This window comes from Candidatus Paracaedimonas acanthamoebae (genome assembly GCA_017307065.1).
Classification (GTDB): domain Bacteria; phylum Pseudomonadota; class Alphaproteobacteria; order Caedimonadales; family Caedimonadaceae; genus Paracaedimonas; species Paracaedimonas acanthamoebae_A.
Genome location: JAFKGL010000011.1, coordinates 82,053 through 104,389 on the forward strand (window position 1 = coordinate 82,053; position 22,337 = coordinate 104,389).

Sequence of the window (22,337 nt, forward strand, 5' to 3'; positions counted from 1 at the left end):
AACAGGCACGTTGGGTTTTAACCAACATGCCTAGTGAAATACAGATTATTTTATAAAATGAATTTTGAAAGATCGGTGTTCTTGGCTAGCGCTTGAACAGTTTCTCGAACATATTGAGGTGTAATATCAATCGTCTCTCCGGCTCGATCGCTGGCCGTAAAGCTAATTTCTTCCAGAAGTTTCTCAAGAATCGTATGAAGACGACGTGCTCCAATGTTCTCAACATTTTGATTAACTTCAGCAGCCAGAGCGGCAATTTCTTGGATAGCATTCGCTTGGAAGCCTAAAATCACACCTTCTGTCGCCAGCAGTGCTTCATATTGCTTAATGAGGCTGGATTCTGGTTCTGTCAAGATTCGAACAAAATCTTCTTTTTTGAGGGCATTTAATTCCACACGAATTGGAAGACGTCCTTGAAGTTCTGGCAATAAATCTGACGGTTTTGAAAGATGAAAAGCCCCGGAAGCAATGAAAAGAATGTGATCTGTTTTAACGGTTCCGTGCTTGGTTGCCACAGACGTTCCTTCAATCAACGGCAAAAGATCGCGTTGCACCCCTTCTCGACTGACATCTCCTCCCTGGCGGTCTGACCGCGCACAAATTTTATCAATTTCATCCAGGAAAACAATTCCGTTTTGCTCTACTGCGGTGATGGCTTCTTGAACTGTTTTTTCAAGATCAATAAGTTTATCGCTTTCTTCAACAATTAAAAGGTCAAGGGCCTCAGGCACTAACATTTTTCGAGTTTTTGTCTTATTTCCAAAGGCTTTTCCGAACATGTCTCCGAGGTTGAGCATCCCCATTTGAGCGCCTGGCATTCCTGGAACATCAACCGTGGGCATTTGAAGGCCCGCGGTATCTGAGACTTCAATTTCAATTTCGCGCTCATTAAGTTTGCCATCGTGCAACATGCGACGGAATTTTTCTTGGGTCTCTTCTGAGGCATTTTCGCCGACCAACACTTGCAAAATCCGTTCTTCGGCATTGACTTCCGCTTTTGCTTGAACTTCTTTTCTATGGCGATCTTTTTGCGTATGAATCGCAATTTCAATGAGATCCCGTACAATTTGTTCGACATCGCGGCCCACATACCCAACTTCCGTGAATTTGGTTGCTTCCACTTTTAAAAAGGGGGCATCGGCAAGTTTAGCCAGTCGGCGCGCAATTTCTGTTTTACCGACGCCTGTCGGGCCAATCATCAAGATATTTTTAGGCAGAATTTCTTCTCGCAGATCTTCACTGACTTGAAGACGACGCCACCGGTTGCGCAGCGCAAGAGCAACCGCACGTTTTGCTTCTTTTTGACCGACGATAAAGCGATCTAATTCTGAGACAATTTCACGAGGGGTAAAAGATTTCATAGGGCTAACTTTTCTACTGTAATATTGTGATTCGTATAAATGCAAAGATCACCCGCAATTTTCATGGCTTTTCGGGCAATTTCTTCCGCAGGGAGATGATCAACGTCAATAAGCGCCCGCGCGGCCGCAAGAGCATAAGCTCCGCCAGAACCAATGCCAATGACGCCATCTTCAGGCTCTAAAACGTCTCCATTTCCTGTTAAGGTGAGAGACGTATTTGTATCCGCCACAATCAACATGGCCTCAAGACGTCGTAAATATTTGTCTGTTCGCCAATCTTTTGCAAGCTCAACGCAGGCTCGCGTCAATTGTGAAGGGTATTGTTCAAGTTTAGCTTCCAACCGCTCAAAGAGCGTGAAAGCATCGGCTGTGGCGCCCGCAAAACCTGCAATGACTTGGCCATTGCCGAGTCTTCTGACTTTTCGGGCTTGGGATTTAATGGTAATCGCACCCATTGTCACCTGACCATCGCCAGCGATGACAACCTCGTTTCCTTTTCGGATGCTGAGGATGGTGGTACCATGCCATGAAGTTGATTGTTCTTGTGTCATTTTAAAGTCTCCTTGACTTTTACCCCTAAAGTATTTCCAAAATACCTTGGATTTTCAACCAGGCCATCTTCTTTGGAGGTAAAAATGTCATACGATGAAGAAAACATCTTTGCAAGAATTTTAAGAGGCGAAATCCCTTGCCGAAAGATCTTTGAGAATAATGAAGCTCTTGCCTTTCATGATGCGTATCCTAAAGCCCCTATCCATGCCATTGTGATTCCAAAAGCCGCGTATCAAAATGTATACGAATTTTATCAAAAGGCTACCCCTGACCAGATGAAAGGCTTTTCAGAAGCCATTCTAAATGTCATTGATTTGTTAGGGTTGAAAGAGTATGGCTATCGTATGATTACAAATCACGGGCTTTATGGGGGACAAGAAATCCCTCACTTTCATGTTCATTTGCTGGGAGGGAAACCTTTAGGACGAATGGTAGCTAACCCCAATTAATTTTTTGGACTTCTTCGTAGGTGAATGAAAAAATTTTCCCTTAAAAATGGCGTTTCTTTTGAAGATCTTAAGACGATAGAAGGTCTTAAAAAGGTTGAGGCTTCTTTTATCCATTTTCTAACTCAGCAAGATGCGTTGTTGAGTGCCGAGTATCAGCAAGCCCGCTTAAGGCCAGAAGCCTTAACGATAAAAGAAGAAAGCTTTCTGCTTCTGAAAGTAGCGTGTTTTCTTGAGGATTATCTTGCGGCTTTATTTGGAATTGAAGACGAGATTGAGGCACTTCGAGAACAGCATGCGCTTTTAGGACCATTATGGCAGTGTAAAAAACAGTTCATCTTGCGGCGGGTCTCTCTTCAAAAAAAGAGGACGGCTGAGCAGGCCTCATCTCCTCCTCTTTTAAAAGAATTTCAAAGTAACGAAGATTTGGTGACCCAAGAGCTTCATTTTGCGCATCAGATTTTAAAATGGCTCGACAACGAGTCCCTGAACTCTGAAAATCTTGATCAGGCACGTCACTATGCCGAATGGGCTCTTACCCACCCAGAAGGCCAGAAAAAGCATCAAAAAGGCCTTCTTTTTAAACTTCCTGCACCTTGGGACTTCTCTCGTTTGATCACTGTTGTTGAGGAGGACAACGGTCTCACCCTTGAGCGTGACCAACGACGAGAGCGAAAAGGATTTGATCTTACGGATGCGGGTGTTTTTCGAGAGCATGCGCTTGATCAAGCAACCTACTGTATTAAATGCCATCCCCAAGGCAAGGATTCTTGCGCAAAAGGGCTTTATGAAAAAGGGAGTTCTCACCTTCAAATCAATCCTCTCGATAATAAGCTTGCAGGGTGCCCTCTTCAGCAAAAAATTTCGGAAATGAATGATTTAAAAGCAAAAGGCCTAAGCCTCGCAGCTTTTGCAATTATTCTCGTGGATAATCCATTGGTCGCCGCCACAGGGCATCGAATTTGTAATGACTGTGCCAAGGCGTGCATTTTCCAAAAACAAACACCGGTGGACGTCCCATCGATAGAAACTCAGATTTTGGATGAAATTCTCTCGCTTCCATGGGGATTTGAGATTTATGCGCTTTTAGTACAATGGAATCCTTTAAATCTTAAAAAGCCTTTTCCTGAAGCTCCTACAGGCCGCAATGCTCTTGTCGTTGGGATGGGGCCAGCAGGCTTCACAGCGGCCCATTATCTCTTAAGAGAAGGCCATACCGTCGTGGGTATTGATGGGCTTAAAATTGAGCCTCTGCCGTCCGTTTATCATGAGCCTATTTATGAGATAAAAGCTCATTTTGATGATCTTGATCGGCGTCTTATCGCGGGATTTGGTGGGGTGGCTGAATATGGAATTACCGTGCGATGGCAGAAAAATTATCTTTTGTTGATTCGAATTTTGCTGGAGAGACAGGCCCATTTCCGTCTGTTTGGGGGGGTCAGGCTTGGAAGTCAAATTACTATTGAGACAAGTTGGGAGCTCGGATTTCATCATATTGCCCTTTGTTGTGGCGCCGGAAGTCCCCGGTGGTTACCTCTTAAAAATAGCATGGTCCCGGGGGTTCGTTTAGCTCAAGACTTCCTGATGGCCTTACAATTGATGGGCGCAAGCCGTGAAACGACTTTATCCTCTTTAACGATTCGGCTGCCGATCGTCGTCATTGGAGGCGGTCTCACGGCTATAGATGCGGCGACGGAAGCTCTCGCCTATTATCCACTGCAAGTTGAAAAATTCGCAAAACGGTATCGGGCGTTGGTTGAAAAATTGGGGGAGAAGAAAGTCACAGCTGGGTGGTCAGAAGAAGATCATGCAATTGCTCAAGAATTCTTGAGTCATGCAGACTTATTCGCTCACTCTAAAGAAAAATTACCGGACATCCTTGAAAAATTAGGGGGCGCAACCCTACTTTATCGAAAAGATTTAACAGAGGCTCCCAGTTATCGGGGGAATCATGAGGAAGTTTTTAAAGCCTTGCAAGAGGGCGTTAAATTCCTGCCAGATGCCTCTCTTTTAGAGATTTTGACGGATGAAAAAGGCCAGGCAAATGGCGTAAAAATAAGGCGTGGCTCTATAGACGAAAATAGGCCTGCTCGCACAATTTTAATAGCGGCGGGAACAACGCCAAATACGCAGGTTGCTGAAGAGTTTCCAGACATTTTTAAAATCGAGGATGGGTATTTAAAATCCCTCTCAGAAGACAGTTGTATGGCCGCAAAAGACGCGCAAGGAAGAACAATAAGCTTTTTTGGAGATCTCGATGCGCGCTACGCCGGAAGTGTGGTAAAGGCCATGGCAAGCGCAAAGCACGGGGTACCCTTGATCACAGGGGCTCTTAAGCAGCTCTCTCTAGAGCCTGAAAATCCGTCAAGCTTGATCCAGAGAGTTGAGAAAGCTTTTACGTCTACGCTTCAGTCTGTGAAGCGATTAACAGAGCAAGCTATTGAATTAATTATTCATTCTCCGGCTGCAGCGCGACACTTTCAACCAGGACAAATTTTTCGTCTCCAAAATTATGAAACCAATGCGCCGCGCCACAAAGGGTATCCTCTTCTCATGGAAGGGATCGCCGTCCGAGGGGCGTGGGTTGATAAAGAGCAAGGCTTGATTGGTGTTGTTGTTTTTGAGATCGGTGCGTCTTCTTTGGTCAGCCAATACCTTCAGCCACATGATCCTATTCTCCTGATGGGGCCGACGGGGTCGCCAACAGAAATTCCTCAAGGGGAAAAGGTTCTTCTCATTGGTGAGGGGCATGGAAATGCGGGATTAGTAGAAATTGCCCGCGCGATGAAAGCCGCCGGTAATGAAGTTCATTACGTGGTCGGTTATGAACAGCCAACCGATGTTATTTATCAAGAAGAAAGAGTTGAACAGGCGGCCGATTATCTTTATTGGGCCTTTTCTCAAACCCCTGAGGCGTGGTCTCTGCGCCCTCAAGATCAGCTTTTTCAGAGGACTGTTGTGGAAGCATTGGAAGCACTTGTGCAAACACAGAAAATAAGAGAGATCGATCGTCTTTTTATTATGGCTTCTGCAACAACTATGGCCGCGATTGATCAAATGAAGGCTTCTTTCGTGAAGACAAAATGTCAGGCGATTGCGAGTGTCAATGCACCGATGCAATGCATGATGAAGGGCGTCTGTGGGCAATGTTTACAACGCCATAGAGACCCTTTAACAGGGCAAGAAAGCATGGTTTTATCCTGTCGAACCCAAGATCAACCTCTTGAAAAAGTGGATTATGCAAGCCTTTCTGGACGCTTACGACAGAATCGAGTTCAAGAAAAAGTAAACGCCTTGTGGCTTCGTCAACTTTTCAAGAATTCAACCTTTGAAATGAGATAAAGGGTGCTTATATAATAAAGATAAAGACTTTAATTTAAAGGAAGATTTCCTAAATGGTGAAATATATTAAGATTTTAACAATTTTGATATTCTATAACATTTGTGCTCAAACCATAACCGCCTCCCTTGTTATCGAAGAAGATCTTCACTCTACTACAAAACAAGCGACTCCCAAAAGTGAAGCTGTATCATCATGGGGTCTTTACTCTTTATGGGAATGGGGCAAACAAAAATTTTCATCTCTCTTAGCGCCTACTGCTAGTGATCCTCAAATATTGATTCATTCTCAAGAATCAGAAGATCATCAAGCAACGTCATCAAATGCTTCTGTATCCGATGATCCGGCTGCATCATCTTCTCAAGTACTCTATTTAACTTTAGATAATCTGAGATCTTTAGTCATAGATGAAAAAAGCTTTACACCTTGGAAGCGTGAAGCGCTTTTGCGTCGATTTTTGAGTGTTGATGCAATACCAGAAGAAGACAAAATAAAACTTACTTTAGTTTATTTACGACATATTGAGGGGCCTATAGGTGTTGATAATATTTTGGATGACGTACATCAAAAGAGTCTCGAGGCGTATATAGACTGTATTTATCAAAAATATGCCTTTGAAAAGAATGAAAAAATAGAATTTCTTAACAGCTGTGCTACGCAAAATGATTTTAAACATAATTTAGAGGATTTTATAAAATTTTTAGAGGCGCCTATCGTTCTTTATGATGGCTTAGAAAAAAAAGCACAGAGCAGTATTCAAGAATATCTTTCTTCCTATCGTGAAAAAGTCAATGGCAGCTTATTTTATGGATTGTTAGCATGCGTAGAGATTAGGATGTTATCATTACAGAATGAAAAATTGCGTCAGGCATTTGATAGGCTTTCTCCTGAAGATCAAAAAGTGGCCCTTCAGTATTTAAAGATCAAAGGGATGGAGGGAGAATTTTCAAAGACTGAAAAAAATCTATCGAGAAAAAAAGTAAAAAGTTCTAGGAAATTAGAAACCTTATCGTTTTCTCATGGGGCTGAAATTAAAGAATTTGAATCCATTCCTGGAGCGTCAAAAGTTGGGACAACTATACCATTTCTGCATACAAGCCTTGAGCAAATAACCACTATAGGTAAAGAAACAAGTTGGCGAAGGACGATCATTGAAACGCTTGAGAAGATTGAAGAAATAGCGCGAAATTATGCGCAAGATTCCTCAACATCTCTTTTTGAGATTTATCAAATTTATCTTTATAAAATTTATCGAGATACCGTTCCTGGTAAAACTTTTACTCTCGTCCTTAGAAAAGTACTTTCTGCTTATACGGGAGAAGGTCGCATCCAAGAAGCATTGGAGCGTGCAGAAATCTTAAGGAAATTAGAAAATGAATCAAAAGATGGGGTAAGTTTCGAAACGCGTTTCCTTATTGCAAGCTTAAAAAATCTTCTGGGAGATCATGCAGACTGGTTAGAACTCGAAGCAGAGCAGGAAAGAATAGAAAAAGCAAAACAAAATAAGAAAATTTCTAGAGTGGTGTGCGCAACCCAAGCGCATGTGGCTCAGATAAAACAAGTAGAACGACAAAAGGTTGAAGAAGATCAAAAAAAAGCAGCAGAACAGCAGAAGCGAGATGAGACTTATCAGCGTCTTCGTTCTGAAAAACAGCATGGGGCGATGTATGTAGCTTCATCTTCAAGATGTGAAGCTGATCCTTCAAGGCAGGAAGAAAAGGCGGCAAAGCGAGCCCGTCATGAACAGGCGATCAAAGACCGTTTGGAGATGGATGTGAGGGACACCTCATTTCCTGTGTCTGAATGCGCTTCATCTTCCAATGAACCAGATCATAAGCCTCTGACCTTTTATGACATTCGACAAAGGCGTCTTGCAGAGTCAGATAGAGATCCGCGCACGCTTTCCGATTTTTTCAAATTTTCTCATGCAAATAAGACAGTTAATACAGCCATTGAAAAAGGCACTTGGCAATTTACACGAGGACAATTGGCAGAATACTTTAGAAATATGCAATGTGATGTAAAATCAGGTAAAGGGAGTCACGAAAAAGTTTCATTGCCTCATTTATTACAAATCATAAAAGAGGGCGAAGTAATCACCATTTTGAGTGATATGGGAGGCGCTTTAACCCTCCCAGAATGGGAAAAGATCGTGCCGCATTATTTACGTCCTCAAATTTTAGAAGCGTGCAAACTCATCAAGCTGAAGGCCATCAAAGCAGAAAGCTCTGCAACGGAAGATTAAGAGAAGGAGCATCTCCATTCATCTAAAAAAGTACGATCTTGAGAGTTGAGCTTATTTTTCTTAACTCCCACTTGAAAAAACAATTCCTTGATATGTGGAAGGCTTGTTTTTAGGCTTATAGGCTGGATCGGTATGAACATCTTTACCGACAAATTCATAAAAAAAGCGTTGAGAAGGATCTCGGGTTCCATCTGCTAATAAAGGAATTTCTGAGAGGCTAATTTCATCATTGGGGATCCAGAGCTATCTGTACCATTTAGAGGTTCGACATAGTTTTCTAGGAACTTTTTAATAGCAGGAGGACGAATAGATTCTGGCGTAAAGTCATCAAAAGCTTCAAACTCCAAAGACAACATATCGTTTAGTTTTTCAACCTTCCAGTCTTCATACTCTATAGTTGAATCAGAGTCAGAGGTAGTATAGTTATCAGCGTCGTCATAACTATATTGGGATGTATTTTCATCACTCTCTGCGGAATTATAATATCCTTCATAACCTTTTGTATGTCTAGTCCGCCAGCCATTTTCGTCCTCAGAGCTTCCAGAAGCATAAGCTTGATTACTCAATGGGGGGGTATTTTCTTTATCATCTCCGATATTGTTGGAACCGAACGTCAGCGTCGACGTAAAGAGAGTGATCACCAATAAGAAGCATTTGAAGGCATTTAGTTTCATGAGACGTTTTCCCCATCATTTTTCTGATGAGGCAATCCTAAAAGGTCTTTAAATGCTTAATCCATAGGCAAAAATTACCTAGGTAGTAAAAATTGAATTGACACTTATAGAAGAATTTTTTGCAACAGAAGGATGGTTTTTAAAATATTTTATTTTAACAAATAAATCCTAAACCTTTTTAGTCCCATATAATAAATGGAAACAATTTTACTCTTATCAGCTTCCGATAAAGCTTTTAAATCCTTCTCTTCAGCTAATTTAAAATAACCTTTAACATCTCCACGCTTATTATCCGGGTCTTCATTCACATCAGGATTATTTTCATAAATTACATTATCCTCAAGAAATTCGCGAAATAAACAGTCAAATAGCTCGATCTTTTTCTCGGTATGCTCGTCGATCTTAATTTTAATAGCAGGAGTACTTGTGTACATATGATGGAAATAAAACATATAGTTGAGTTTAAAAGTTTTATTTTCAGCTATTTTAATTTGTTGAACTTTTGAAAGAAGCTTTATACAACTTGGACATGTTTGATAGTAAGAGAAAAATCTGAGGCCTATACTTTTAATGCGATCAACGTTGCCAGCTTTATCGAACAGCGGAGAAAAAAGCTTCTTACTATGCTTGACAACATGGTATAAAGCATGAGGCTCGGTGTGCCTGCAGTCGTTTGTAGTATGAGGGCAATCAGTATCTCCATCCGTATGGAAAAATTGCTTGCAAACGACGTTGCATTCATCCCCATCACATTCATAACTATCTGTTGATATGGGAAAAACGTGAGGATCTTTTTTGACGCATGATGCTAATCCATCTTGTGTTGTGAAATAGGCCCATCGATCATTATCTCGTACCCTAGTTTGTGTGTAGAAAATTACTTTTCTATTCGGATTCATAACTAAATTTCCGTTAGCATCTAGGATATATTTTTTAGATTTTCTGGCAAAAAGAGGTGACTCAACTATTTCAAAAGTTTCAGAAGCACCAAGTACAGCGGGCTTTTTGTAAACAGCATATAATGTTAAACATAAGTGATTAAATTTACTGTTCTTATTAACTTTAGTCTCTCTAACCCTTTGGTATAATATACTTATTTTCTCTAAAAAATCAGAAGGCTTCTCTTTGAAACTTACGGCTTTACCATCAAATTTAAATTTGGTTTTTTCAGAAATAAATTCAATTTTATCTTCTGCTCCTTCGACATATAATGTTGCTGTTTTTATTTGATCTGCAGTGAGTGAAGTTAGATCAGAACTTTTTGCTGGGCGCATATAAAGAACTTCAGTTACACCTTCAACTGAGGCTTGAAGGGCTGAAAAATAACTTCCTATAAAAAATAAAGCAAAAATATGTACTATTTTGTAGTACATAGCAGTCTTATTATTATTCATTAAATGTCCTTCCCTAATAAATCGGCTCTATTATGCATGGTTATTGTAATAGTAAAATACTTCTATCCCCGTGAAAATGTATAAAAACAACCTGTCTAAAAGGCCGAAGCTATAGGTCTTGGCCCCTGGTCCGTCCATTTAAAAATGAAAAAGGTTCTGTCAACGGTGCCATCGTCTTTGAGGAAAAAGAAACCATTGGCGCCATAAAACCCTTCTTTTTTGATAAAATCATGAAAATTCAGTCGTTTGCCAGATGATTGTTGAAAGGCATAAAATAAGGCGACGATGGCATCGTACCCAAGGCTTGCCATTCGTTGAGGCGCCGTGCCATAGATTTTTTCAAATCGATCTTCAAATGCCTGATACGTTTCAGGGGTCGCTGCGGCATACCAGCTCCCTAAAAGGGGGGCGGGCGCTTTTTTGCTTTCCCATAACGAGGTTCCTAAAAGTTGAACCTGAGAATAATTAAATTCATAATAATCTAAGTTATTGAAAAGATTTGTTAAATCTATTCCTCCTACCGGAATAAAAAGAGCGTCATAGGAAATGTGCTTGAGATGGTTTAATTCTGTTTTAAGATTTTCGCCCTGTCCTTCATAAGGAACCAATCCCACGAGAGTCATATGGTTTGCTGCGCCCTCTTTTTTAAGTTCATAGCTGATGCTATCTCCATAGGCTGTCCTGGGGACAAGAGCCGCGATTCTTCGGATATTTTGCTGAGCGGCATACGCCAAAACCTCGCGAACTTGGGCTTGTGGTGAAAAACCAAGCATAAAGATCCCTGGCTCGGCGACTTTGATATCATTTGAAAAGGAAAGCATGGGCACTTGACGAGATTTAATCAACGGCTTTAAAGCCTTCACTTCTGAGGAAAAAACAGGGCCAATAAAAGCTTCTATATTTTCATGAAGGCCCTCTTGCGCGGCTTTAAAGGCCCCTTGCGGAGTTCCTTCTGTATCTTTATACACAAGTTCAACATTTTCCATAGGATGCTCAAAGAAGCTAAGCTCGGTCGCTTGCCTTAAGAACTTTCCAAGAGAAGCATGAGATCCTGAAAGAGGAAGGAGAACGCCAATTTTACGGCGTTGCGTTGGAGAAGAGATTTCTGCCTCAAGAGGCTCTCCCTGAAGTGAAAGAGGGACTTGTTGATCAGCTTGATTTTGAGTTATGGTGGTTTGGCAAGAGGTAAGGCCAAATAATAGACTGATAACAAAGGCTTTAAAGCATGGTTTCATTCCAGGACATCCTTCACAAAAATGTTTCACGTGAAACAAACAGTAATGGCTCTTCTTCCCATTGTAAACATACGAACAAAGTTCATCGCAAAATTCAAGCTGAACGTAAAGGGCGGTGGGCCGAAAGAATAAGTCGGATTTTATTACGCCTAAAAGGGTATCAGATTTTAGAAACTCGCTATAAAACTCCGGTTGGAGAGATTGATATTATCGCAAAACGCCGTAAAATTTTGGCTATTATTGAAGTTAAGGCTCGGTCGACTGAAGCCTTAGCCCTTGAATCGCTGCAAAAGACTCAACAACAAAGAATTCAGCGCGCCGCCACGTGGTTTTTAACAAAAAATCCAAAACTTACTGGTCTTCAGGTTCGCTTCGATATAATCTTAGTTCTTCCATGGCGATGGACTCATCTTCAAAATATGTGGATTATATAAAACGGAGATTAATATGAAAACGATGCTTGTTTCTGCTTCAACACTCATGGGGCTTTTTATGCTCTCAGGATGTGCCCCTGTTGCTTTTATGGGGGGCGCGACATCTGTTACGACCAGTGCCTCTGAAGAACGTGGTGTGAAAGGGGTCTTCTCAGATGCTAAAATTAAGGCGCATCTTCAATCTAAATGGATGGATAAAAGGCCAGAGCTTGTGATGGCCACAAATGTAGTTGTGCGACAAGGACGTGTCCTGATTACGGGAGAACTTGAGACAACTGAACAACAAATTGATGCGGTTCGATATGCGTGGCAAGTGCCCGGTGTGAAAGAAGTTGTAGATGAAACAACTGTGGGAAAAACATCTTCTTTTCAACAATATGCCCGCGATACATGGATTTCAACGCAACTCAAGACAAAGATTTTAAAAGATGATGACATTCGGTCATTGAATTACAATTTGCATACTGAGAATGGAACGGTGTATCTCATGGGGATTGCCCAAAACCAACAAGAACTTGATAAAGTGACTAATTATGCACGCCATATCGGCGGAGTCCGAAAAGTAACAAGTTATGTGACGATTAAGTCACAGACGTCTGGGGAGATTCAAGAGAAAACCCCTCATTCCCAAGGACAAGTGACTTTAGAAGATTTTCCAAGTGTAGAAGCATCAGGTGAGTCGTTAACGCCTCAAACGCTCGATGAACCCAACACGGGCTCTTCTTTCCAATAAAAAGATCGATGGGAGGAGAGGAAAGATGACGCTTAAAGTCGCCTTGCAAATGGATCCGCTGTCTTCTTTAAATGAGGCGGCGGATACGACAGTCGCGTTGATATTTAAGGCGTCCACTGAAGGTATGAACTTTATTTTTATGGGCTGCACCACGTAACGTGAGATAATCATCAGGTGCGGACTCACTTATCTCTTCTTTCTTCGCTTGAGCCGACACCTTTATTTTTCCTCTAAAGAAGAATTTTTAGCCCAAAGGAGTGAAAATAATTGACTGTTAAAGCTCAAGATTTTTAAGATTATCTCTATATCTAGACACTAAAATTAAAAAATAGAAAATAAGATGGTCGCGCGCATTAATACTGTTTCTTTTCAGGGAATTGAGCCTCTTGCAATTGATGTTCAAGTGCAGATCACCACAGGGATACCATCTTTTTCCATTGTAGGATTGCCCGATAAAGCGGTGGCAGAATCTCGAGAAAGAGTGCGGGCTGCTCTTCATTCGTTGGGCCTGGCTTTGCCCCCAAAGCGCATTATCGTGAATCTTTCTCCTGCGGATATCCAAAAAGAAGGCAGCCATTATGATTTACCCATTGCATTGGGGCTTTTGGTGGCTTTGGAAGTACTTCCTTTTGAGGAAGTCCATCAGTATGTAGCCTTAGGTGAATTGGCACTTGATGGCCGGATTTCCTCTATTTCTGGTGTGTTGCCAGCAGCTCTTCATGCCTCAAGCCAAGGACAGGGGCTCATTTGTCCTGAACCCTGTGGAAAAGAGGCAGCCTGGGCCCCGGAGATTGATATTTTAGCGCCGTCAACTTTATTGGCCCTCATCAATCATTTTAAGGGGCTTCAGCTTTTGCCTCGGCCGTCGCCTGGGGTGACGGAGAATTCTCACCACGCTTTCGATCTCATCGATGTTAAGGGTCAAGAAACAGCAAAACGAGCCTTTGAAATTGCGGCGGCGGGAGGGCACAATCTTCTCCTGATGGGGCCGCCTGGGGCAGGAAAATCAATGTTAGCGGCTCGTTTGCCAGGCCTTCTTCCACCTCTTGAACCGGAAGAAGCGCTTGAAGTTACGATGATTCATAGTATCGCCGGGAAGCTCCCCGAAGGAACGCTGATTAAGCAGCGTCCTTATCGAGATCCCCACCATTCGGCTTCGTTGCCCGCTCTGGTTGGGGGAGGGTTTAAAGCTTTACCTGGCGAAGTTACGCTCGCCCATCGCGGTGTTTTATTTCTGGATGAACTCCCAGAATTTTCACGAAGCACGCTTGAATCTTTACGGCAGCCTCTTGAGACGGGACAAGTGACGATTGCGCGGGCCAATGCCCACATTACGTATCCCGCCCGTTTTCAATTGATTGCGGCGATGAATCCATGCCGATGTGGTTATTTAGATGAGGTCTCAAAAGCGTGTTCTCGGGCGCCAAAATGTGCCGTTGATTATCAAGCAAAGATTTCTGGACCCCTTTTAGATCGAATCGATTTTCATGTTTTTACGCCGGCTGTAAAACCTTTAGAGCTTGCTTTACTGTCAGGAAAAGAATCGACAGAAACGGTGGCTGAACGTGTTGCAAAAGCGCGGTTGTGGCAGCGTCAACGGTTTTTAAAGAAGATACCCAACAGTTCAAGTCGCGTGAATGCAGAAGCTTCAGGAAAGGAGTTGGAAGCCATTCTTCAGATAGAGGAAGAAAGCCAAGGATTACTCAATCAGGCCGCTGAAAAATTGAGATTCTCCGCGCGTAGTTATCATCGCCTTCTTCGGGTTGCGCGGACAATTGCCGATTTGGGGGAAAGCGAAACCATTCGTAAAATTGATATGGCTGAAGCTCTTTCTTTAAGGCTTAATAGTCTAACTACTTGAAAATAGTTGATTTTAAAATATTGATTTAGCCGATTTTTAATTTTACAGTAAAGTATGAAGTATATACTTTTTCTCTTCTTCGTAATCCCCTTAAAGCTTACATACGCTTTTAATCGGGAGCATTTAAGAAATTTTCATGAACAATTAGAGTCTGGTCAACGAATTTCTGCTGTCGGATTTAACTTACGAAGGGCAAATCTTAAAGGTTTAGATCTCAAAAGAGCAGATTTTTCTGGGGCAAACTTAAGGGGTGCTGATTTTTCGGATGCAGATCTGACAGACGCCGTATTTGAAGGAACAATTCTTACAAAAGTTAATTTTCAGCGGGCCAACCTCACAAGAGTCGAGTTAAAAGATGCAGTTCTGAATGGGTCCCATTTTAAAAAAGCACGTTTGTTGGGTATAAAATACCATAAGATCCGCTCTGCAAAAGGGACGTTGTTTGAAGATAAAAAAGAAATGCAAAAAAAGATTGCATATGAAGAAAAAATTGAGAGAATTGAGCGGGAATTTTGTGAAAAAAAACAATCCTCGATTCCTATTGATGTCTCTTCCTCTGCCAAGAAAACGCATATATATCTAAATGATTTGGCAAATAATGGAAAAGAATATACCCTTTTAGATTTTAGGGTCCCCGAATCTTTTTCTCAAGAGATCAGCCCCTTAGTTTTTTTGAAAGCCCCTCTTTTTAAAAGTATCGTTAAAAGCACTCTTCCAATCGCAGATAATCAAGGTTTGATTATTTTTTTAGAAAATAAAGATTTAATGTTACCCCGATGGAACCCTTATCATCCGTCGCTTGATCTTCATGCAAGAGTTTCCTTACCTCTTAAGTATAAATGGATTGAAGAGTTTATTAGAAAATCTTTTTATCAGCATCTTCACAGTGTTGAAATTATCACAGGAAGAGGTCTGCATAACCCACAAGGAAAGATGGGGACTTTGTGGAATATATGTCACGACTATCTCATAAGAAAAAAATTTTCCCCTTATATTCAAGAGATTCATTCTATTAGTAAGCAAGGCGGATGGAGGGTTACCCTAAAAAATAGAAAAAGAATTTTAAGAAATAAAAAGGATAATGCGCGTAACCTTAGCTTTTATGGGCCTACAGCATCCTCTGGAGAGCTTAAGGTACAATTTATGACTCAGAAAGATAAGAGAATAAGAACTCCGGTAGAAAACCCTAAAAAAACAAATAAAAACCAGGATGGTAAAGGAAGAAAAAAAAGAAAGTAAAAATGTTTCACGTGAAACATTTTCAGGAAGATAAGATCTCTATTTTTCTTAAAGAGAAATTCATTAAAAGAACCATCTTTTGATTTTTAGCTATTTAACCCTATAGAATTTGCGATTTCTAAGGCGTTATCTAATGAGAGTTGTTTGTCCTCTTCTGCGTATGTTTTGACCTTAATCTGAGGGTCTAAAACATTTTTAGAATGGAGATACTTTACACTTAATAGCAACTGAAGATCTATAGGTTGATATCTTCCACTATCATTACTGAGGCTTGTGATTTTACCGTTGCGAACTTCGATGTGACCGACACAGGCAATCGCTTGACCTATCCCTTCCTTTTTGAAGAAAAAAGTATGATGGACAGCTGTAATATCGGGATGTTTATGTGGAAAGTAAATGCACAGGTCCCCTTTTGAGCTTAAAGCCCATAACCCCATTTCATTTGAATCTAAAATTTCATTATGGTGATAAAGAAGTCCCTCTTCCCGAAATTCAACAAGGGTTCTTTCCTTAAGTTCTGGTAGATTTCCCGACCATCCTCTTTCATCCAATAAAAATATTGGCGTCGAAATAATAAATTGCCCAAAAATTTTAAATCTCGTCTCATCTAAGCCTTTGAGAATAGAATTTTTTAAAGGAATTTCTGAATTATCTTCTTCAATAAGAGGCGCGCTTGCATGAGAGAGAAAAGTTAATAAATTAAAAATAATTAAAATATTAAGTAATAATTTTCGCATTAATTTCTGCTGAAGATAATTATTTCAAAAGTAAATAATAATAGATAATAAAAATTAAGTCAAGAAAGATGGATTTTATAAAGTGAGTACTTTATTTGAGTATTGCTACTTTAGGGTCAAAATGACTTAAAAATTTCATAAAATTTTAATCATCTCATGGAAATATGAAATCCTCTTGATAAGTCAGGAAAGAAGGCGAGAAATTTATGAAGTTATCAAAATTTATTGATAAACTTGCACAAAGCAAAAATTTGTTTCAAAATCACTCAATTATAAAGTGAGGAGGGAAGATTTTATCATGATGCCGTCTAAAAGACCGCTGTCACCGCATCTTCAAATTTACAAACCTCAATTGACGTCTGTTCTTTCCATCATGCACCGTTTTTCCGGCGCCTTTTTATGTATGGGCGTGGGGGGGATTATTCTATGGCTTTATGGGGTCGCCAATGAGCCTAAATGCTTTTCTTGGCTGGTTGCGATGGGGCAAACCTTTTGGGGAAAAGTTTTTCTCTTTTTAATGGTGTATGCCTTTTTCTATCATCTCGCGAATGGCCTTCGCCATTTGATGTGGGATGCTGGATATGGCTTTGATCTTAAAACAACATATCGCACAGGATGGCTTGTTGTTGGGGCTTCTTTTGTTTTAACTTTGCTTTATTGGATTTTATTTCAAGGAGGAAACCATGGCTTCTAATCCTCATGGAAGTGATCATTGGAAAGCTCAACGCTTGACGGCAATCTCTTTATTTCCTTTGAGTCTTTGGTTTTTGGGGTCGTTGTTGATTTATTCTCCCAGTGAGTATGCAGCCATTGTAATGTGGTTGAAGTCGCCTCTGTCAGCGACAGGGATCGTTCTGCTGATAGGGGTTCTTCTGTATCATGCTCAACTTGGGATTCAAGTGGTTATTGAGGATTATATCCATCGTCCAACGCTTACCGTAAGCCTTGTTTATAGTCTGAAGGCCGTGGCCTTAAGTCTCTTTATTTTGGCTTGTTTTTGTGTCCTTAAGATCCATTTTCATCCCCTTTAGCCTCACAGGAGTTCTTATTATACAATGACAAAAGCCTATGAAATTATTGATCACAACTATGATGTGGTGATTGTGGGGGCCGGAGGAGCTGGCTTACGCGCGGCTTTGGGAATGAGTGCGACCGGCCTTTCAACTGCTTGTATTACAAAGGTTTTTCCAACACGCAGTCATACAGTTTCTGCTCAAGGGGGCATTAGTGCCGCCTTAAACAACATGGAAGATGGCGACCATTGGCGTCATCATATGTATGATACCGTGAAGGGCTCTGATTGGTTGGGCGACCAAGATGCTATTGAATATATGTGCCGCAATGCCATGGACGCGGTTGTTGAGCTTGAACATTATGGGGTGCCTTTTTCGCGGACAGACCAGGGAAAAATTTATCAGCGTCTTTTTGGCGGGCACACGATTAATAAAGGCGAAAAAATGGCTCAGCGAGCTTGCGCCGCAGCAGATCGAACAGGTCATGCCATTTTACACACGCTTTATCAACAATCCTTAAAACATCAAACACGCTTCTTTATTGAATACTTAGCGCTTGATCTCATTATGGATGACGACGGAGTTTGTCGGGGCGTAACGGCGTGGAGTCTTGAAGATGGGAAATTGCATCGTTTCGCAGCTCATATGGTTGTGTTAGCGACCGGCGGACATGGACGAACATTTTTTTCCTGCACAGGGGCCCATACCTGCACAGGCGATGGTAATGGAATGGTCTTGCGCGCGGGTCTACCGCTCCAGGATATGGAGTTTATTCAATTTCATCCGACAGGGATTTATGGCGCGGGATGTTTGATTTCTGAAGGAGCCCGCGGCGAAGGCGGTTATCTCACAAATAGTCTGGGCGAGCGCTTTATGGAGAAATATGCACCCCATGCTAAGGATTTAGCTTCTCGCGATGTCGTCAGTCGGGCGATTACCATTGAAATTCAAGAAGGCCGCGGATGTGGGCCTCATAAAGATTATGTCGATCTTCATCTAGAGCATCTTAATCCCACGACCATTCATGAGCGTTTGCCGGGAATTTCAGAGACGGCCCGGGTTTTTGCGGGGGTGGATACCACCAAAGAGCCAATTCCCGTGACACCAACCGTCCATTATAATATGGGGGGCGTGCCGACCAATTATCATGCAGAAGTCGTGAGTCCGCGCGGTGGAGATCTCGAAGCCGTTGTGCCAGGATTAATGGCGATTGGTGAAGGGGCTTGTGTCTCTGTGCATGGCGCGAATCGATTAGGGACCAACTCTTTGCTTGATCTCGTTGTTTTTGGAAGAGCTGCGGCGTTAAGAGCGCAATCTCTTATTCAACCAAATACGCCCCATCGCTCGCTTTCTAAAGGCGCAGGGGACTCCTCTTTTGCCAGATTAGATCGTCTTCGTCATGCCAAAGGGTCTCTTAAAACGTCTGAAATCCGTCTACAAATGCAAAAAACAATGCAAGCGCATTGCTCGGTATTTCGGCGTGAAGATATTCTCGCAGCGGGCCTTTCTAAGATGAAAGACATCCATGCGTCCCTACAAGATATTGCCCTTTTTGATCGTTCTTTAATTTGGAACTCTGATTTGATGGAAGCGCTTGAGCTTGAAAATATGATGGGGCAATCTCTCGTGTCGTTGGCGTCAGCGTTAGCACGTCAAGAAAGCCGCGGAAGTCACGCTCGAGATGATTACCCCAAGCGCGATGATCAGCAATGGCTTAAGCATACGTTTTCTTGGGTGGATGATAAGGCCACCATCAAGCTGGACTATCGTCCTGTGCATATGTTTACGCTGACAGATGAGGTTGATGTCGTTCCTTTGCAAGAACGCGTCTATTAAGGAGTTTTTCTGATGGTTGACTTTAGATTACCTAAAAATTCAAAAATAACACCGGGAAAGACGCATAAGGCTTTACCCTCAGCTAAAAATAAGAAAATTTTTGCGATTTACCGATGGGACCCTGAAAATCCTGAAGTTAATCCACGCTTGGATTATTATGAAATTGATTTGGATCAAAGTGGCACAATGATCCTCGATGCGTTGATTTATATTAAAGATAAGATAGATCCAACGTTGACCTTTCGTCGATCTTGTCGAGAAGGGGTGTGCGGAAGTTGCGCTATGAATATAGGTGGTATCAATACCTTGGCATGTATTAAACCCATCGCAGACATTAAAGATAATATAACGATTTATCCTTTGCCCCATATGCCCGTAATTAAAGATCTTGTTCCTGATCTTTCAACGGCTTATGAACAATTGGCGTCTGTTGAGCCGTGGTTAAAGGCTCCTCTCCCTAAAGAAGGTAGTCAAGAGCGCCTTCAAAGCCCTGAAGAACGGGCAAAATTGGATGGATTGTGGGAATGTGTTTTGTGTATGTGTTGTTCGACAAGTTGTCCTTCTTATTGGTGGAATGGCGATAAATATTTGGGACCAGCAACGCTTTTACAATCTTATCGGTGGATTGCAGACAGTCGCGATACCTATACAGAAGAGCGTCTGGATGATCTAGAAGATCCCTTTAAGCTTTATCGGTGCCATACGATTATGAATTGTACCAATACATGCCCTAAAGGCCTAAACCCCGCCAAGGCAATTGGCGAGATTAAGAAAAAAATTGCTCTCAAGAAAAGTTAATCTTTTGCAGGATTAAAAATTAATAATTTTTCTCCATTGACAGTTAGAAAAATTATTATTTATATGGGGGCGTAAAACAACAATAAAAACAATAAAAATAAAGACTTAAATAATGATAAAAATCCTAAATGTTTTATGTCTAATTGTTATATTTTCTTTCTTTAATACTGCATCTGCTTCTGACCTTTCGTCGGATGACCAAAAAAAACTTATCCGCTTGCAAAGCCAAGCCACAGAATATTTTGATGAGGGTCGATATGAAAGTGAGCGCTTAATTCGGCTTAAAATTTTAAAAGTACATCCAACTTTTCTGACTCTTCAGCAGGCCCTACAATCCTGTGTTGTTATGCGAAAATTTGAGGCAGGGGAAAGATTATTAAGGAAGTATGGTGCTTATGTAGGACAGCCTCAAGCGAGAGAATTGCGTGATTATCTCCAAGATGAAAAAGTTAAACACGAGCAGATAAAATTTAATCAGCAATTTCAGAGACGTAGAACGGTTTTAGGAAAAATTAGATTACTTTTAGAAAAGTTGTGGTAAAGACATATATTGACGATTCCCGAGAAGTCAGGTATAAGCACCTAGATAAATTTAATATGAGAAGATAAAGTATTATGGCAAATATTCGTTCAGCAAAGAAAAGAGCTCTTCAATGTATCGTTCGGACAGAACGCAATCGTGAGCGCATTTCACGTGTACGTACCTTCGTTCGTAAGGTTGAAGAAGCAATTGCAACAGGCAATAAGGCCGAAGCTGTCGAAGCGTTAAAAGTCGCTCAACCTGAAATTATTCGTGGCGCTGTCAAAGGTGTATTACATCACAAAACAGCTTCTCGCAAAGTTTCAAGACTCGCTCTCCGAGTTAATGCGCTGGCATCTTAAATAGCTCACGAAAATATTTTTGTGAGTCTCTAAAGAGGCGCTTTTCATTTTCTCTAAAGGCTTTTAAAGGTCGGCCTAAAGACCTTTTTGTAATTGTAGAGAGTTAAATGAGAGAGCCTTTTTTTATCTCTATCTTTCTCAACGCGACTAATACGAGGACTTGATGTCCACAACCCTGGAAGATCTTTGGAAACAAATTCAACCACGTTGCTTAGAAGCATTTGGGGAAAATACCTATCAAAATTGGATTGCCCCGCTTCGGGTTAAAGAATTCTTGACAGGTCGTCTGGTTGTCGCAGCTCCTTCAAGATTTGTTCGTGATTGGGTTCAAAAAAACTGTCTACAGAAAATTTTAAGTTTTTTACAACAACATGATAAAACAATTTTAGCGTTAGATTTCATTGTTGAGGCACCATCTGCTGAGCCTGAACCGGCTCAGGAAAATGTTTCACGTGAAACATTTTCTGAAGAGTCTCCCCTTATTTTTGAAGAAGGATTAGACGACGTTTCTTCTCGTCTTGAGCCCCGTTATACATTTGAGGCCTTTGTTGTTGGAAAACCTAATGAACTTGCTCACGCTGCGGCTCGCCGTGTCGCAGAAGAGGGGAGCGTCACTTTTAATCCCCTTTTTCTATATGGGGGCGTTGGCTTAGGAAAGACGCACTTGATGCATTCAATTGCCTGGCATATCCGTAAAAATCATCCTCAACGCAAAGTTATTTATCTTTCAGCTGAAAAGTTTATGTATCTCTTTATTCGAGCTTTAAGATTTAAAAATGTGATGGCTTTTAAAGAGCAATTCCGCTCGGTCGATGTTCTCATGATTGATGATTTCCAGTTTATTAGCGGGAAAGATTCAACTCAAGAGGAATTTTTTCATACTTTCAATGCGTTAGTTGATCAAAATCATCAGATTATCATTTCCGCAGATAAATCGCCGTCTGATCTTGAAGGATTAGAAGAAAGAATGAGATCCCGGCTAGGATGGGGGCTCGTGGCTGATATTCATCCCACAAGCTATGAGCTTCGGTTAGGGATTTTACAGTCTAAAGCAGAACAGCTTGAAAAACCTATTCCGAGCCGTGTCCTTGAATTTTTAGCTCATAAAATTACGTCTAACGTCCGTGAACTTGAAGGCGCCTTAAATCGCATTATTGCTCATTCCATGTTGGTGGGACGTGAAATAAGCCTTGAGACGACAACAGAAGTGCTTCGAGATGTTTTGCGGGCGAATGATCGACGCGTAACCATTGAAGATATTCAGAAAAAAGTCTCAGAACATTTTAATGTCCGTCTGACAGATATGCATTCGCCGAAGCGTCTTCGTTCTGTGGCACGTCCTCGCCAAATCGCGATGTATTTGGCGAAACAGTTGACCTCTTATTCCTTGCCCGATATTGGTCGAAAATTTGGGGGACGCGATCATACAACGGTGATGCATGCGGTGAAAAAAATTGAGGAACTTCAACAAAGTGATACAACTTTGGCTGAAGATTTAGATCTTTTGAAGCGCATGTTACAGCAAGGAAGCTGATCAGGCGGCTTTGTGGTGAGAGC

General features: G+C 41.4%; 21 protein-coding genes. 15 read left to right on the forward strand and 6 right to left on the reverse strand.

The window, feature by feature from the left end; genetic code table 11:
* Positions 1 to 50: 50 nt before the first annotated feature.
* Together hslU and hslV are read right to left on the reverse strand one after the other, a co-directional pair.
* On the reverse strand, positions 51 to 1,361 hold the full coding sequence (hslU, locus tag J0H12_01460) for an ATP-dependent protease ATPase subunit HslU (GenBank protein ID MBN9412580.1): 1,311 nt from the start codon (positions 1,359 to 1,361) through the stop codon (positions 51 to 53).
* Positions 1,358 to 1,912 carry an ATP-dependent protease subunit HslV gene (gene hslV, locus J0H12_01465; protein ID MBN9412581.1) on the reverse strand — a complete coding sequence of 185 codons (555 nt, stop codon included), beginning with the start codon at positions 1,910 to 1,912 and terminating at the stop codon, positions 1,358 to 1,360. The genes hslU and hslV overlap by 4 nt, the downstream gene beginning before the upstream one ends.
* Before the next feature lie 84 nt (positions 1,913 to 1,996).
* Here hslV and J0H12_01470 point away from each other — a divergent pair, with 84 nt between their 5' ends.
* From J0H12_01470 to J0H12_01480, 3 genes are read left to right on the forward strand one after another with little or no spacing between them, the layout of a single operon-like run.
* Positions 1,997 to 2,362, forward strand: coding sequence for an HIT domain-containing protein (locus J0H12_01470; protein MBN9412582.1), 366 nt, complete (start codon positions 1,997 to 1,999; stop codon positions 2,360 to 2,362).
* Positions 2,363 to 2,386: 24 nt separating this feature from the next.
* A complete protein-coding gene (locus J0H12_01475) occupies positions 2,387 to 5,701 on the forward strand; it encodes an FAD-dependent oxidoreductase (GenBank protein ID MBN9412583.1) in 3,315 nt (1,104 codons plus the stop codon).
* A 53-nt stretch (positions 5,702 to 5,754) separates the two neighbouring features.
* Positions 5,755 to 7,944, forward strand: coding sequence for a hypothetical protein (locus J0H12_01480; protein ID MBN9412584.1), 2,190 nt, complete (start codon positions 5,755 to 5,757; stop codon positions 7,942 to 7,944).
* A gap of 194 nt (positions 7,945 to 8,138) precedes the next feature.
* Here the strand turns inward: J0H12_01480 and J0H12_01485 are convergent, their stop codons facing one another.
* The 3 genes from J0H12_01485 to J0H12_01495 form a co-directional block, all read right to left on the reverse strand.
* Entirely contained in the window at positions 8,139 to 8,618 is a 480-nt protein-coding gene (locus J0H12_01485) for a hypothetical protein (GenBank protein ID MBN9412585.1), read from the reverse strand.
* Positions 8,619 to 8,767: 149 nt separating this feature from the next.
* Positions 8,768 to 10,012 (reverse strand): hypothetical protein, encoded by a 1,245-nt coding sequence (locus J0H12_01490; GenBank protein ID MBN9412586.1) that lies wholly within the window; start codon positions 10,010 to 10,012, stop codon positions 8,768 to 8,770.
* Positions 10,013 to 10,107: 95 nt separating this feature from the next.
* Positions 10,108 to 11,247 (reverse strand): penicillin-binding protein activator, encoded by a 1,140-nt coding sequence (locus tag J0H12_01495; GenBank protein ID MBN9412587.1) that lies wholly within the window; start codon positions 11,245 to 11,247, stop codon positions 10,108 to 10,110.
* Here J0H12_01495 and J0H12_01500 point away from each other — a divergent pair.
* The 5 genes from J0H12_01500 to J0H12_01520 all read left to right on the forward strand — a co-directional run bounded on the left by J0H12_01500 (position 11,238) and on the right by J0H12_01520 (position 15,514).
* Positions 11,238 to 11,681 (forward strand): YraN family protein, encoded by a 444-nt coding sequence (locus J0H12_01500; GenBank protein MBN9412588.1) that lies wholly within the window; start codon positions 11,238 to 11,240, stop codon positions 11,679 to 11,681. The genes J0H12_01495 and J0H12_01500 overlap by 10 nt on opposite strands.
* Before the next feature lie 13 nt (positions 11,682 to 11,694).
* A complete protein-coding gene (locus tag J0H12_01505; GenBank protein ID MBN9412589.1) occupies positions 11,695 to 12,414 on the forward strand; it encodes a BON domain-containing protein in 720 nt (239 codons plus the stop codon).
* 25 nt (positions 12,415 to 12,439) lie between these two features.
* Positions 12,440 to 12,571 (forward strand): hypothetical protein, encoded by a 132-nt coding sequence (locus J0H12_01510; protein ID MBN9412590.1) that lies wholly within the window; start codon positions 12,440 to 12,442, stop codon positions 12,569 to 12,571.
* Positions 12,572 to 12,754: 183 nt separating this feature from the next.
* The gene (locus tag J0H12_01515) at positions 12,755 to 14,275 is read left to right on the forward strand and encodes a YifB family Mg chelatase-like AAA ATPase (protein ID MBN9412591.1); all 1,521 of its coding nucleotides are present in this window, start codon (positions 12,755 to 12,757) and stop codon (positions 14,273 to 14,275) included.
* A 54-nt stretch (positions 14,276 to 14,329) separates the two neighbouring features.
* The gene (locus J0H12_01520; protein MBN9412592.1) at positions 14,330 to 15,514 is read left to right on the forward strand and encodes a pentapeptide repeat-containing protein; all 1,185 of its coding nucleotides are present in this window, start codon (positions 14,330 to 14,332) and stop codon (positions 15,512 to 15,514) included.
* Between the two features lie 86 nt (positions 15,515 to 15,600).
* Here the strand turns inward: J0H12_01520 and J0H12_01525 are convergent, their stop codons facing one another.
* Positions 15,601 to 16,251, reverse strand: a complete 651-nt coding sequence (locus J0H12_01525; GenBank protein ID MBN9412593.1) for a hypothetical protein — start codon at positions 16,249 to 16,251, stop codon at positions 15,601 to 15,603.
* Between the two features lie 298 nt (positions 16,252 to 16,549).
* Between J0H12_01525 and sdhC the strand changes: the two genes are divergently transcribed.
* The 7 genes from sdhC (at position 16,550) to dnaA (ending at position 22,314) form a co-directional block, all read left to right on the forward strand.
* On the forward strand, positions 16,550 to 16,945 hold the full coding sequence (gene sdhC / locus J0H12_01530; GenBank protein ID MBN9412594.1) for a succinate dehydrogenase, cytochrome b556 subunit: 396 nt from the start codon (positions 16,550 to 16,552) through the stop codon (positions 16,943 to 16,945).
* A complete protein-coding gene (sdhD, locus tag J0H12_01535; GenBank protein MBN9412595.1) occupies positions 16,935 to 17,282 on the forward strand; it encodes a succinate dehydrogenase, hydrophobic membrane anchor protein in 348 nt (115 codons plus the stop codon). The genes sdhC and sdhD overlap by 11 nt, the downstream gene beginning before the upstream one ends.
* Before the next feature lie 24 nt (positions 17,283 to 17,306).
* Positions 17,307 to 19,100, forward strand: coding sequence for a succinate dehydrogenase flavoprotein subunit (locus tag J0H12_01540; protein ID MBN9412596.1), 1,794 nt, complete (start codon positions 17,307 to 17,309; stop codon positions 19,098 to 19,100).
* A gap of 12 nt (positions 19,101 to 19,112) precedes the next feature.
* Positions 19,113 to 19,898 carry a succinate dehydrogenase iron-sulfur subunit gene (locus tag J0H12_01545; protein MBN9412597.1) on the forward strand — a complete coding sequence of 262 codons (786 nt, stop codon included), beginning with the start codon at positions 19,113 to 19,115 and terminating at the stop codon, positions 19,896 to 19,898.
* 112 nt (positions 19,899 to 20,010) lie between these two features.
* On the forward strand, positions 20,011 to 20,439 hold the full coding sequence (locus tag J0H12_01550) for a hypothetical protein (GenBank protein ID MBN9412598.1): 429 nt from the start codon (positions 20,011 to 20,013) through the stop codon (positions 20,437 to 20,439).
* Between the two features lie 74 nt (positions 20,440 to 20,513).
* Positions 20,514 to 20,780, forward strand: a complete 267-nt coding sequence (gene rpsT, locus J0H12_01555; protein MBN9412599.1) for a 30S ribosomal protein S20 — start codon at positions 20,514 to 20,516, stop codon at positions 20,778 to 20,780.
* 163 nt (positions 20,781 to 20,943) lie between these two features.
* Positions 20,944 to 22,314, forward strand: coding sequence for a chromosomal replication initiator protein DnaA (gene dnaA, locus J0H12_01560; protein ID MBN9412600.1), 1,371 nt, complete (start codon positions 20,944 to 20,946; stop codon positions 22,312 to 22,314).
* The last annotated feature ends 23 nt before the right edge of the window (positions 22,315 to 22,337 follow it).